The following is a 406-nucleotide window of genomic DNA, read 5'->3' as shown; positions in this document are numbered from 1 at the left end:
GTTTAGCCTGTCTAATGACCAGTTTGCTGTTAAAGGCAGACAGATTCGCATACCAAATCTAGGTTGGGTTCGTATGCGTGAAGCCCTGCGCTTTGACGGTAAAATAATCTCAGCTAAAATCTTTAGTCGAGGTGACAGATGGTTTGTCTCTATTGCAGTTGAAATAGATGCTGTAAACCTTACCAAAAAAACAGGTAAGCAAACTGGTGTAGACTTAGGTATTACCAACCTAACCACTCTATCAGACGGTACTAAAGTCAAAGCGCCCAAGCCCCTTAAGACGAAACTCAAGAAACTTAAAAGGCTTAGTCGTCAATTAAGCCGTAAACAAAAAGGCAGTAATAATCGTGCTAAAGCGAAAGCCAAGCTATCACGATTGCACCTGCAAATTAGTAATATCCGTAAA

At 40.9% G+C, this 406-nt stretch carries 1 protein-coding gene; it reads left to right on the top strand.

The genetic code is table 11. From position 1 onward, the window contains the following. The coding region (locus tag A1232T_RS13430) for an RNA-guided endonuclease InsQ/TnpB family protein (protein WP_143514023.1) at positions 1 to 406 on the top strand (406 nt) is incomplete at both ends.

The sequence above is a fragment of the Psychrobacter pasteurii genome (assembly GCF_900162815.1).
GTDB classification, from domain to species: domain Bacteria; phylum Pseudomonadota; class Gammaproteobacteria; order Pseudomonadales; family Moraxellaceae; genus Psychrobacter; species Psychrobacter pasteurii.
The sequence above is the reverse complement of the archived record's forward strand: the minus strand, read 5'-3'. Positions and strand labels throughout refer to the sequence as shown.